This is a genomic window from Ligilactobacillus ubinensis (assembly GCF_024160875.1).
Lineage (GTDB): Bacteria > Bacillota > Bacilli > Lactobacillales > Lactobacillaceae > Ligilactobacillus > Ligilactobacillus ubinensis.
The window spans coordinates 62,227-75,031 of sequence record NZ_JAIULA010000012.1 but is presented as its reverse complement, the minus strand read 5'-3'; the positions used below and the strand labels follow the sequence as shown (position 1 = coordinate 75,031).

The following is a 12,805-nucleotide window of genomic DNA, read 5'->3' as shown; positions in this document are numbered from 1 at the left end:
TGTTGGCTGCGGCTGATGCACAGAACGAATCAAATGTTTTTATTGAATTTATGCTTGATATCATTCTTGAAACACTTGTCGCTTATAAAATGAGCGATAATGCAAGCGATAAAATGAGCGATAAATTGGAAGAAGACCTTCCAGATGGTATAACTGGAACAGAAACGCATGCTTACTTATTGATTAAAAAATATTTATTAGATCATGATAGTATTACGACAACAGTAGCGGTTAAACTGATTGGTAAATCAGCACCAACCGTTAGAAAACATTTGGGACGTTTAGTTTCATTAGGCTTGTTGGAAGCAAATGGAAGCAACAAAAATAGGACTTATTCACTCGCCAAGTGAAATGTGTCAGTGAATGTCAGTAACCTTTAGTGATATCATTAAGATGTCAAAAAAGACAAACGATACTCAAGCAATACTAGCAATAGAAGTATCGAAACAAATACTTGAAGCCTTTGAGGGAGAAATCTTTCAAGGGCTTTTATTATGTGTGAAAGGAGATGAAGTCCATGCCAATGAAACCAGCCAAGCCTTGTAAGTTTCCAGGCTGCCCAAATCTAACCCATGATACCTATTGTGATGAGCACAAGACGGTCGCAAGGAAACGTTATGAGAAGTATGAACGTGACCCTGCTATCAATAAACGATACGGAAGAGCTTGGAAGAAAGTGCGGGCGAGGTACATAGCAGCACATCCCTTGTGTGAGATGTGTTTGAAGGAAGGACGCTTCACTCCGGTTGAAATCGTGCACCATATCAAAGAATTAAGTGATGGTGGGACGCACGATGAAAGTAATTTGATGAGTGTTTGTAAATCGTGTCACTCGAAAATTCATATGACCAGACGAAACACAAAAGATAAAACAATCATGTAAAAAATAACAAGGGGGAGGGGCGGTCATTATATCTAAACCCTTTGAAACTGTACAGCGCGCTAGGCCCTTACGCGAAAAAAGTTCAGTTCAAACGGGGGATAGCCCCGAACAAGAAAATGAGGTGATATATTTTGGCAAAAGATGGAACCCAACGAGGTGGTAGACGAGCGCGTTCTGGTGAACGTTCGCAACCACTCGTGGATAAAGTTGCAACAGGAAAGAAAGCAACGCGGATGGAATTTGAATTACCCGATGTTGAATTATTAGTCGGTGAAAACTTTGTAATTGTATCACCCACAACCATATGATAGATGGAGATTAACCGCTAAAATATTTGGTGAGCTTTTCTTCTCTATTGATCCAGAGTATAGAGGTATTGAAGGAGCAGTATCAACACAGTACGCCAATTTATTTGCTGACGAAGGGAAGTTTTATGTACCTGAAAATGTCTATATTCTTGGCACAATGAATGATATTGACCGTTCGGTTGATACCTTTGATTTTGCTATGCGCCGTAGATTCAGCTTTGAAGAAATCACATCTAAAGACTCTCAAGTTATGCTAAAGACTGATGAAGTGAAAAAACGGATGAATGCTCTGAATGATGCACTCGTTTCCGATGAAGTTTCATTGAGCACTGATTATCAAATTGGTGCAAGCTACTTCAAGGGTCTTGAAGATAAAACAAAAAATTTATCTGTTGACGAATTATGGAATAATAAGCTGAAACCACTGCTCAAAGATTATTTCCGTGGAGAAAGAAACGCTGAGCATAAATTGGAGATTTTGGAGTCAGCATATTACTTAGGTGATGACGATGATTCAATTGAAAGATAATAGTGATGTCACTGGATATCAAGATAATCTTATTATTCAAGAGTTATTAGATAGAAATCTGAATGACTTAGCAAAAGAGAATTTCATCATTTTTCCACCGCAGATTGGTAGTTCTGAGGACTTAGATGGTGAAAACTATATTTTTCGCCAGCATAATAGGAGGATTCAAACAGGTAACATTGTAGGTGTGATGAAAAAGGGATCAGACGAAGTTAGAATTAATTCGAGGTTTTACGATTCAATTTCTGACAGCGAAGATTACTTTCTGAAATACCTCCTGCACCGAGTTTTGAGTATGAACATCATTCGAACTAAAGTGAGTATGGATTCTGATGATTCGTACTATAACTTATTGGCATTTCTTTTTCCCATGTATTTGAATCAGGCAATGGAGAAGGGAGTATATAAAGAATATGTCAAAAAGCAATATAATGATGCCAATGTAAAAGGGCCAATAAATGTGGCTCGGCACATTAAAGCCAATACTCCTTTTGTGGGAAGGATTGCTTATGATACGAGAGAATTTAGCTATGACAATCGACTAACTCAGCTCATTAGGCATACGCTTGAGAAGCTTAATGCTGAGTATATTTATGATTTTGCATCTGATTCGTTGACCAAAGAAAACATGACAGCAATCATTCGAGAAACTTCCAGTTATTCACGGTCAGAACGTTTTGAAATTTTAGCTGAAAACGTTGCTAACCCAGTTCGGCATGGATACTTTGAAGAGTATTATCTATTGCAAAAATTATGTATTCAGATTTTGAATGAACAACGAGTAGGGTTCGGAATTGAGGATGATGAAGTACATGGTATCATTATTGATGTTGCTTGGCTTTGGGAGGAATACCTGAATACACTTCTAAAAGAGCAATTCATTCATCCTGAGAACAAGAATTCAAGGTATGGAATTTCTCTTTTCTCAGATATGAGACATACAGTTTACCCTGATTTTTATAGTCGGGATAAACGGATAGTGCTCGATGCTAAGTACAAACAACTTGATCGAAGTGAAAAAGGCCTCAATCGTGAAGACAGATATCAAATTATCAGTTATCTGCACGTATTGAAGGCAGAGAAGGCTGGAATTGCCTATCCAAGCAAGGAAACAGAAAGTCTTGTTCATGTTGGCACACTTCATGGGTTTGGTGGACAGCTATTCAAATTGCCCTTAAAAGTCCCACAAAATATGAGCTCATATGATGAATTTTCTGAGCAGATAATTCATAGCGAAAGTTGTTTCAAATCAAAAGTGCTTACAATTCAGTGAATTGATAATATGACTATACCCAATTGAACCAATTTTAGGACGTGTATATAATTTTTAAAATGGGTAAATCATATGCAATGCTGATTGAAAATACAAAAAGATTATTGCGTGAACGTGGATGGACACAGGAGAAACTTGGAGACGAGGCAGGGTTAAGGCAGGAGACAATCTCGTATTTACTGAGAGGTAAAAATATTCCAACGTTGGAGACGGTCGATAAACTTTCCGCAGCCTTTAATGTCACAACGATTGAATTACTGTCAGATTGGAAATTGGCAGACAGGACCAAAGAGCCAACTATTCCTTATTCAGCTAAACGAAAAGAAGTAGTATTTACAAAGTACGGCAAGAATAGCAAAGTAGCTAACGTCACAATGACCATCCCTAATCATCAAGAGTTTAGGGATGAGTTCATTGATTTCAACTTTGACAAGAATAAGCCAAAGTCTGGGAAGCCCAGTTCCTATGCCAACTACATGGAATACATCTTCCAAAATTATTATGACAATTTCTGTGAAGTTCTCGATCCGTTTGACAAACAATCTCCTCGAAAAATCGATAAGATGAGAAATAGTCCAAACTTCAGGGAATATAACCTGAATGAAGGTCGTTTTCCAAATGCTGCCATCGAGGCATATAATAGATTTATTGAATCAAAGTAAACGAAAAAATGGGTTCTATAATATATGGTACTGATAGAGAAAATATTCTATCGGTACCATTTTTTGTTGTATGCTAAAAAAGATGAAGCCCTTAACGCTTCACCTTCAGATAAAACTTGCCTTATCACAAGTTAAGAAAGAATGTTTTCTCATGGAGAATTTTACTAGAATTTCACTTGGAATAAAAGACTTTAGACTCAAATTTGACCCTAAATTTTCTGATTCACCTATTTATGACGGTGCTTATAATCATTATAAAGTTCATGTCATTCGTCTGATATAGACTTATACTTGTTACTGCCCGATTTTGAAGATGTTGTTAATCGCTTATTATCAATGTCTGAAAGTCTAAAAAGGCTTACGATTACTATCAAAAACTATTATGTGCCATTCATTAGCGTAATGTTCTTCTCTTAGAAGAATTAACTACTTCTGCAGTTGGAATGCCTGAATTTATCAAAAAAGCAAATCGAACATTAAAAAAAGCTTATGATTTTAGAAACTTTGATAATTTTAGGCTTAGAATTTTATTGGTAGTCAAAAATAGTTTTTTGAGTATAAATTATAAAAATTGGTTACAAAAAGCTGTCCACTTTAATTAAGAATAGACAGTTAGCTAAACTATACTAATTTATTGTAAAAACTAAATATTTAATTTATCAGTACCACTTGTTAAAGAGCCTTGAATTGTGACATTAAAAAACCCGGTTGTTTCCCTTAATGAAAGGATACAATCGGATTTTTAAATTTTAGTATGAATAATCTTGGTAATTAAAACTATTTTAACAAAACACCGTCTGCTTTTAAATTATGTTGTTCCGTATACAGAGAATTGCTAATAGTGCTGACTGAACTGTTATCATCAGTGTTAATATTATCGACATCTATCGTAGTATCTTTATATTTTAAATTATTAATTGTTACGGTAACATATTGTGGATCATCATCATAAGAACTTTGAATTTTATATAATGCGACGATTGATAGTTTTTGGTTGAAAATTCGTTTAGCTGTTTTATCATTAACTTCAACAGACTTGCTTGTACTTGAAGTTCCATTATAAGAACTATTATCTGCATCTGTATCGTCACTTGATAAAGATGGTATTGCGTACAAGTTTACAAAAGTATTGGTATAGGTTTCATAATCATTAGATGTATATTGGTCATTAACTAAGGAGTCTGTTAGTTTTTGAACTGCATCGATATTAGTTATTTTTGTAATATCTGTCAATCCAGCTACTTTGAAGGTGACAGTTCGGCTACCGGTATATGTAGTTCCATTTTTTTGGAATAAACTACTTGAAGCAACAACTTTAACTGTATCGCCATTAGAAAGACTACCATTTTTCTTAACAGTAAAAGATTCATTATTAAGCTGTTTCGATTTGCTAGAGAGTATTATTTGTCCCGTACCATTAAATCCAACGAAACTTGCTTTTAATTTGGAAAGAATTGATTTTGTTGATACTGACTTAACTTTTTTTAATCCTTTAACTGTATAACTTTTAGAATCAGCTTTTATTGGATTTGTTTTATCGTCATTTGTTGTTAGCGTTACTGTAACCGTATCCCCATTTTTTAAGTTAGATTCTTTATTTACTCGTATATTTGTTTCAGAAATCCATCTATTGACTTTAGTTATCTTATCTTTGTCTTCATCAGACAATGCTGCAAACTGTTCACTATCGGTACTTATATATCCGCTTGTTAACTCTGAAGTTAAATATTCTCCCAATTTAGCTTTTTGAGCCATTATTTTAATCATCTGTCTTGAGACTGTTGCTGAATCATATGTAGCTGTTCCTTCGCCATTCCATCCATTGAATTGCATATTAATATTGTCATTAGTTAATACATTTGTTTTTTTATTATTAACATAATAGATGAGACCTATTATTAATATAATGGCTATAGCAATAGAAATATAAATAGTTTTCGAAATGTTTTTAATCTTTTCTAACATGTAGAATCCCCCCTCTTATTGGTGAACATTAGTAAATTTTATTATCTATTTTACTAATGACAAATTTAAATATACCGCAAAAAACAAATTGTGGGTTTTAATTTTTTTAGTTTTTCGTAAAATATAGTTACTTATACTAGATTTTAGAAATCTAACGATTTTCCAGATTAGTCATATTTTTTAATTTTTTGAAAATTTGGTTATTTATCTTTGTTTTCATCAGAAAATATGAATACAAAAAGTCAGATTATTGTTTTATACTTTAAGATAGTTTAGTTCTATTGAACTTGGGATCCCTTATTGCCTTGAATTATCTATTTTTATTTTTTTAATATAAAATGATATTTTACCATTCAAAAGCTTGTATCCAGACAAAAATTTGATAGAATAATTTTTTGTGAACATGGTAAGTACTCAAGTAGTTAGAATTTTTTGACAATCAAGGACAAAGACTTTTAGAAGTAGGTGCGGTTGAGCTATTTGTAGGACCAAATTCACGAGATGTTCTAAAGGAAAGTTTCACTTCAGTGGATGAGAGTTAGCTTTGGGAAATATAATATTGTCAGTCGTCATTGTAGACAAATTTTTATCTTAGGTTGAAGCAGTGTGTTTTGAACTTAGTGGATAAGAATGGTGCCTGCAATGGTTTTTTTCTTTGTGTTGGTGGCATTGAAAGACTGCTTTTTGTGATAAAATTAATTATTAGTTTAAATCGGTTGTCTTGATGTCATAAAGATAAGGAGAAAACATGGGCAATAATCAGAAATTAGACGGTGTACTGTTTACAGCACTGCATAATATGAAACAAGTTAATGAGTTCAAGAAGGTATTTGCTAAAAGCATAAATTTATCAAGTGTTGATGCAAATAGATGGAAATTAACTTTGAGAAAATCAGAAAACGATATAAGAATATTAAAACTAGAGTTTGATGAAAAAATAATAAGAGTATAGGCGGTATTGAATGTGCCTATGGTAAAAATAACGATGGAGAATTTAAAAAGATTAAATGCAGATGCTGAAAAGTTATTTCGTGAAGGTTGATTTTATGGAATAAAGGATAAAGAATAAAGAAGCCTTGTAATCTATGCTAGGAAGCGTAGATAATTGCTACTTCGGCTAAGAACCTTATTCTATCGTTATATATAAAGCAGCTTACTTTTGGTATAACATAGCAACGAAACAAATGTTTCACAGTGACAATGTCAATGAAATTAGCGAACAAAAAAATGTCCAAAGTGAAACAGAGAGAGTATATTAAAAGAAATGTTAAAATTGACTTTGAATTACTGGAGAAAGTTTGGCAAAAAGTTGATGGTAGCATAGGAATGGTGATAACATAATTCCACAGTTGAAGGAGATGTATATTATGAAAGAGAATGTTAATATTGGTTTGGCAAAAACATCATTGAATGAAGTCTCGAAAAACTTGATATACTTTTCTGGGGATAATATAAATAAATTTGATATTAAAGATGAAGCAATGAAGCAACTTTTTTCAGATGCTCGACTCGTAGAGGTGTTAAGAGAGTTATCCAAAGTATAATTTTAATCCCTACCCAATTAATTTTAGGTAGTTTTTTTCTACCATTAATCAAGTATAAATGGTGAAATATTATGGCTTTTTAACAAGTGGTACTGATAAATTAAATATTTAGTTTTTACAATAAATTGGTATAGCTTATCTAGCTGTCTACTCTTAATTAGAGTGGGCAGCTTTTTGTAGCTGATTTTTATAATTCAAACTCAAAAAGTTATTTTTGGCGACCAATGAATAATATTCTGAGACGAAAAATAGCAAAGGTTCTAAATCTATAGTCTGTTTTTTAATATCTTGAATTGTCAACTATTTGCTAAATTTCATCATCTATCTTGACATCTATACTTTGCCCTTTGGAGTGAATAACGTAAGAGTCCATGGTGTTTTCATTTGACCTGCGTTGATATGTTATCAGCTTTCTAATGACCAAATTCAGTTCTTTTATTGGTAACTGCAGGACGTTCATGAATAGTATTAGTGATTGAAATTGTATCACAGTTTTTACTATAACTCTTATTATGACGGGGCTTATCTCGATGATGTAATTTATGGATAGCCACTGCTTAAGCTAAATTTATCAAATAAACTTGCATAAATTCTACAATAAATGGTGATGAAGCTGATAAGTTGTTTACTTGTTTCAAACAGTAAACATTGTGAAATTTCCTTTGGTGACTGCGTACAATACAAAAAAAGGGGTTTAATCCTTTGGAAAGGGATGGATTCTCAATCAGTCTAGATTTGTATCCACATGTACCCACTTGAAAATGAGAAATTTTCTCAAATTATTGATTGTGCTTAGCTTTTGCTTTAATATAGTGTTGAGGTGATGAATATGTTGCATCAATTTACTTTTAAAAACTTTAAATCATTTAAAAATGAAGTTACTTTAGATTTACTAGCGTCTTCAATTAAAGAACACCCGTCTGATGTTGTTAATGATATTTTCGATGAAAAGGTATTAAAAGTCGCAGCAATTTATGGTGCAAATGCATCAGGTAAAAGTAATGTATTGAATGCTTTTGAAACAATGAGATTTCTAGTTGTAAATTCCTTTAAAAATAACTTTCTCAATAATAAGGATATTGAGCCATATTGGTTCGAAGATAAGGCTGTTCCAACCGAATTTAATGTCCTTTTTTCTGTTGATAAGCAAATCTATCAATATGGTTTTTCTTTTTTAAAAGATAAAATTATAGAAGAATTCCTTTATATGCGAGATCATGCATTGAAAAAAGAGAACTATATAGAATTATTTAAGAGAACTGGGAACCATGTATCTGGCTCAATTCTGGATATTGCGGAAACACAAGTAATATCAAAAATGTTATCTGAAGATACTTTGTTAATTTCTGTAATGTCAAAATTAAATATAAACCATCTAAAAAATGTTTACGATTGGTTCAAGGAAGTCAGAATTGTTGATTATGGAAATCCACGACGGGAATTGCAAAGTATTCATTACTTAAATAGTAATTTCTTTCCAAATAAATTAATCCAATTACTTGAAAATCAGGAAGAAAAGGAACAATTAGAAAACTTTATTAAAGCTATTGATGTTGGAATTGCAAAATTGGGGATAGTAGAAGATGTTTTTCAGATTTCCGATGAAGAAAGTAATGTTCGAAAAAGAGTTGTAAGTTATCATCGAAATCCAAATACAGGTAAATTGTTTATGACACCTATGAGTAGTGAATCAAGTGGGACGCTAAAAATGATACTACTTTATACAGATTTAAAACGTATTATGGATAGTGGCGGCACAATATTTATTGATGAGCTAGATGCTAAGTTACATCCACTTTTACTTCGCTATGTCATCATTATGTTTCATAATAAAAATATAAATAAAAAAAATGCGCAACTCATTTTTTCAACGCAAGAAGTTTTTACTTTAGATAAGAGTAATTTTAGAAGAGATGAAATATGGTTTACTGATAAAAATAAGGATGGTATTTCTGATCTATATTCATTAGACTCTTATACTGATAATAATGAGAAAAAAGTTCGTAATGATGCGAGCTATGGTAAAGACTATATTCTTGGAAGATATAAATCTATTCCATCACTAAAAAGGATGGAGGATACAGATGACTAAAATTGGCAAAAAGAAAAAACGTATCAAGAAAGCCCTTGAACCAGAAAGTTACTTCATTGGAAGTGAAGGAATAAAAACTGAAGTGATCTATTTTAATGGTTGGGCAAATAATCTTAAGAAGGCTTATTCAGGTTTTGAAAACAGAATTATTGTTCCAACTTTGAAGGTTCAAGGTATCGGGACAAGCAATCAAAGACTGATAAATGATATAGAAGAATATCTACGAAATGATCCGCGAATCTTTGAAAATGTATGGGTCATTTTTGATAGAGATGATGTTCCCAAAGATTACTTTGATGACGCAATTTTTTCGGCAGAGAAAAGAGGATGGCATGTTGGTTGGTCAAATGATTCTTTTGAATTATGGTACCTACTCCACTTTGAGTATTTAAATAGTGCAATTTCAAGACAGCAGTATAAAGAAAAATTAAGTAAGTATTTGAGGAAATTTGGAATCTTAAAATATCAGAAAAATAATGCAGCTATATTTTCTGCTTTATATCCTTTAACAAAGACGGCTATTAAAAATGCAAATAATTTAGAAAAAGAGTATAAATCTTCTTCAAAGAAACCGCATGAAGAAAATCCATGTACAACTGTTCAACATTTAGTTCAAAGATTCATTGATTTAGAAAACAAAATAGAACATCTGAAACAAACCAACCGTTGATCCTATAAACTTTAATATGAGAAACTAAGGGTTGAAAGTACAATAAGTATGAATCGTGTCATCTAACAGTTAGGAGACTATTTGTATTCAAACTAGCTTCACACATGTTGCCTAGTAATCGATTTAGATTACTGGGCAATGTTTGTTAAAGGCAGAAAAGAGATTATTAACTCTTTGATACATCAAGTATTTTTAGCTAGACCATTAATTTGTTTGATCAACCAGATTAATGCTTCGACAACTTGAACGTCAGGTAAAGAATTCACTAATATAGTAAAATAAGTTACTCAAAGTATGTTTGCTAATACTTTCTTGTTGATTTAAAGCTAAGATATCATACTATGTGAGTGATTATTCATCTAAAGAGAAGAATCTAGATGATAAGACAGACGATGAAGTTCAGGAAATAGTTAATAAATTACATTTCTGTTTCAAAAAGGCGTTTGAATTGGTAAACACCATGTGAGGTCCATTTCGGTAAAGTGTTCCACGCAAATTGACAATTCAAGAGCAAGAACATTAATTTTTATTTTTTTAAAGTACACTATAAAAATAAATTTTTCTCCAATAACTAGCTTAACTAAGCCACAGTCAACTTGGATAAAGTATATATTTAGCAAAGAAACTAATATAATTAGTCTACTGGTACTCACTATATGTAAGCGTATGCTATTTTTTTGTAAATATGAAATATTAAGAACCGCCTACATGCTAAGTGTGTTTTATAATCATTCTAGATGAAAGTAATATGCACTAGTATTCCAATTATACAGTAGCGAGTCAACAAGGCTTGCAGCAAAGATACTAAGAGCAAAGTTATTGGGTAGTGATTAAAGCATTTAGGGATTGCTTTGGTCAAATTTTATTTTGCAGCTTATTTAATTTCGTCTAGTTATTAGGTAACATTTGTTCAATGTATATCGCAGTATATTTAAAATTAAAAAAGGGGATTTATTTTATGAATAGAGCAAAGCATTTTAATATTAAACCAAATCAGAGGGTTTCACGCAAAGTAAAAGCTACTTTACTTGCAACAACTGTTTTAGCAGGTATGTCTTTAACCTCAAACTTTTCAGCAAATGCAGCATCTGTAAAAAGTGATTGGGTAGCAAATACTACTACTGAAATCGCACAAAATATTGGGGATGTTAAAGCTGTTTATACCATCAAAAAAGGGGACACACTTTGGGGCATAACACAAGCTTTAGCAACTAAAGGATATCAAACAAGTGTTGATCAATTAGCAAAAATCAATAATATTGTCAATGTTAATTTAATTATTGCTGGTAACACGATGAAATTTAGCGAAGTTGGCAATAATACTGTCGTAGAGGTTCAAGGGGCTAATGGTAACGTGAAGGGTACATATAGTATAGGATCTAACAAGAATACTAATACTGTAAGAAATAACACAACTACCGCTAACTCAACTTCAACTACTACAAATAACACAGCAAATGGTAACAACAATAATGGTCAAAATAGTAATAACAACAACCAAAACAACAATAATACACCAGCCAATCCAAATGCTGTCAATAAAGATGTTTTACAATCAGTGATTACACAAGCGCAAAGCTTAGTTACACAAACTGATGTATACACGATTGATTCCATTATTAAATTACAAGCAGCTCTAGCTAGTGGTTTGTCCAAGAATAATGATAATTCAGCTACACAAGTGGATGTTGATAATGCAACAGCAGCTATTAACAATGCTATTGGTGGATTAGTAAAATTGACTGACATCAAAAAAGATGCTTTACAAGCAGCAATTACCAAAGCACAAAGTCTTGTAACACAAACTTCTGTATACACAGCAGATTCTATTGCTGGCTTACAAAAGGCTCTTGACAATGGTAGATCTGTAAATAGTCACAATGCAGCAACACAAAATGATGTTGATGCTGCAACAACGGCTATCAACGATGCTATTGCGGGATTAGTAAAACAAGACGTAAACTAAGCATTAGTTATTGTAATGTGGCACAAAAAGTGTAATTAGACTAGTGGTTTAATTTTAAATGAACAATGTAGTAACTTAACAGTTAAACCAGTTAATCTAAGTGTAAAACACATATATTTTTTTAAAGCACACAAATTTTGTTTTTCTGAAAATTTGGGTTCTATAATATATGGTATTGATAGAGAAAATATTCTATCAATACCATTTTTTGTTTAATACATGCGAATAAACCACAAGTTTTACTTGTGGGGGTGAAAAAAGCTTTAGCGTAAAAAACTCCCTTTCGATATAATAATTTCGGCTACCAACCAAAACTATATCGAAGGGAGTTTTTATCTTGCCACAAGATGGTAATAGCTTATCACATACAAGATGGAATTGTAAGTATCACATTGTTTTTACACCAAAATATCGACGGAAAAATATTTATGGTGAATTAAAGAAAGACATTGGCCGAATTCTACGTCGATTGTGTGAATTGAAAGATGTTGAAATTATATAGGCTCATGCAATGCCAGACCATATTCATATGTTAGTGCGTATTCCACCTAAGATGAGTGTTTCAAGTTTTATGGGATATTTGAAAGGTAGAAGCGCAGTTATTATTCATGAGAGACATGCAAATTTAAAATATAACTATGGTAATCGAAGCTTTTGGGCGCGTGGTTATTATGTTAGTACAGTTGGTTTAAATCAAAAAACAATTCAAAAATATATTCGAGAGCAAGAAGCAGAGGATCAACTCAATGATAGTATTAGCAAAAGAGAGTATATAGATCCATTTAAAAGATCAAAGAAAAAGTAAATAAACGAGTTAGCGGTTGGTAGTGTTTTGTTGGGCCCCTAAGGGGCTATTTGCGTTGGCCCAAGCCCTTCTAGGGCTATAAAAAAGCCACCAGCTATGCTGGTGGAT

At 32.5% G+C, this 12,805-nt stretch carries 11 protein-coding genes and 3 pseudogenes; 13 read left to right on the top strand and 1 reads right to left on the bottom strand.

Going from position 1 to position 12,805, the window contains the following annotated elements; all coding sequences use genetic code 11:
• The 7 genes and pseudogenes from LB941_RS07295 to LB941_RS07265 all read left to right on the top strand — a co-directional run.
• A pseudogene (locus LB941_RS07295) lies at nucleotides 1-350 on the top strand (Fic family protein); the annotation flags it as partial.
• A 43-nt stretch (nucleotides 351-393) separates the two neighbouring features.
• Nucleotides 394-546: a hypothetical protein gene (locus LB941_RS07290; protein WP_253360759.1), complete on the top strand. Its 153-nt coding sequence runs from the start codon at nucleotides 394-396 to the stop codon at nucleotides 544-546.
• Nucleotides 518-883, top strand: coding sequence for an HNH endonuclease (locus tag LB941_RS07285; RefSeq protein WP_253360757.1), 366 nt, complete (start codon nucleotides 518-520; stop codon nucleotides 881-883). Before LB941_RS07290 ends, LB941_RS07285 begins: the two co-directional genes overlap by 29 nt.
• 131 nt (nucleotides 884-1,014) lie before the next feature.
• Nucleotides 1,015-1,191, top strand: a complete 177-nt coding sequence (locus tag LB941_RS07280; RefSeq protein WP_253360755.1) for a hypothetical protein — start codon at nucleotides 1,015-1,017, stop codon at nucleotides 1,189-1,191.
• A 16-nt stretch (nucleotides 1,192-1,207) separates the two neighbouring features.
• Nucleotides 1,208-1,720, top strand: a pseudogene (locus tag LB941_RS07275) (hypothetical protein); the annotation flags it as partial.
• Entirely contained in the window at nucleotides 1,701-2,993 is a 1,293-nt protein-coding gene (locus tag LB941_RS07270) for a 5-methylcytosine restriction system specificity protein McrC (protein WP_253360753.1), read from the top strand. The pseudogene LB941_RS07275 and the gene LB941_RS07270, both read left to right, overlap by 20 nt.
• 77 nt (nucleotides 2,994-3,070) lie before the next feature.
• Nucleotides 3,071-3,655, top strand: a complete 585-nt coding sequence (locus tag LB941_RS07265; RefSeq protein WP_253360751.1) for a helix-turn-helix domain-containing protein — start codon at nucleotides 3,071-3,073, stop codon at nucleotides 3,653-3,655.
• Nucleotides 3,656-4,432: 777 nt separating this feature from the next.
• Here LB941_RS07265 and LB941_RS07260 read toward each other — a convergent pair.
• Nucleotides 4,433-5,620 (bottom strand): protein disulfide isomerase family protein, encoded by a 1,188-nt coding sequence (locus tag LB941_RS07260; RefSeq protein ID WP_253360749.1) that lies wholly within the window; start codon nucleotides 5,618-5,620, stop codon nucleotides 4,433-4,435.
• A gap of 748 nt (nucleotides 5,621-6,368) precedes the next feature.
• Between LB941_RS07260 and LB941_RS07255 the strand changes: the two genes are divergently transcribed.
• The 6 genes and pseudogenes from LB941_RS07255 to tnpA all read left to right on the top strand — a co-directional run bounded on the left by LB941_RS07255 (nucleotide 6,369) and on the right by tnpA (nucleotide 12,697).
• Nucleotides 6,369-6,572, top strand: a complete 204-nt coding sequence (locus LB941_RS07255) for a hypothetical protein (RefSeq protein WP_253360747.1) — start codon at nucleotides 6,369-6,371, stop codon at nucleotides 6,570-6,572.
• 415 nt (nucleotides 6,573-6,987) lie between these two features.
• Nucleotides 6,988-7,164 carry a hypothetical protein gene (locus LB941_RS07250; RefSeq protein WP_253360745.1) on the top strand — a complete coding sequence of 59 codons (177 nt, stop codon included), beginning with the start codon at nucleotides 6,988-6,990 and terminating at the stop codon, nucleotides 7,162-7,164.
• An 829-nt stretch (nucleotides 7,165-7,993) separates the two neighbouring features.
• Nucleotides 7,994-9,256 carry an AAA family ATPase gene (locus tag LB941_RS07245; protein WP_253360743.1) on the top strand — a complete coding sequence of 421 codons (1,263 nt, stop codon included), beginning with the start codon at nucleotides 7,994-7,996 and terminating at the stop codon, nucleotides 9,254-9,256.
• Complete coding sequence (locus LB941_RS07240; RefSeq protein ID WP_253360729.1) at nucleotides 9,249-9,926, top strand: RloB family protein; 678 nt, start codon at nucleotides 9,249-9,251, stop codon at nucleotides 9,924-9,926. The genes LB941_RS07245 and LB941_RS07240 overlap by 8 nt, the downstream gene beginning before the upstream one ends.
• A 958-nt stretch (nucleotides 9,927-10,884) precedes the next feature.
• The gene (locus tag LB941_RS07235) at nucleotides 10,885-11,892 is read left to right on the top strand and encodes a LysM peptidoglycan-binding domain-containing protein (protein WP_253360727.1); all 1,008 of its coding nucleotides are present in this window, start codon (nucleotides 10,885-10,887) and stop codon (nucleotides 11,890-11,892) included.
• Between the two features lie 337 nt (nucleotides 11,893-12,229).
• Nucleotides 12,230-12,697, top strand: a pseudogene (gene tnpA / locus LB941_RS07230) (IS200/IS605 family transposase).
• Nucleotides 12,698-12,805: the final 108 nt, after the last annotated feature.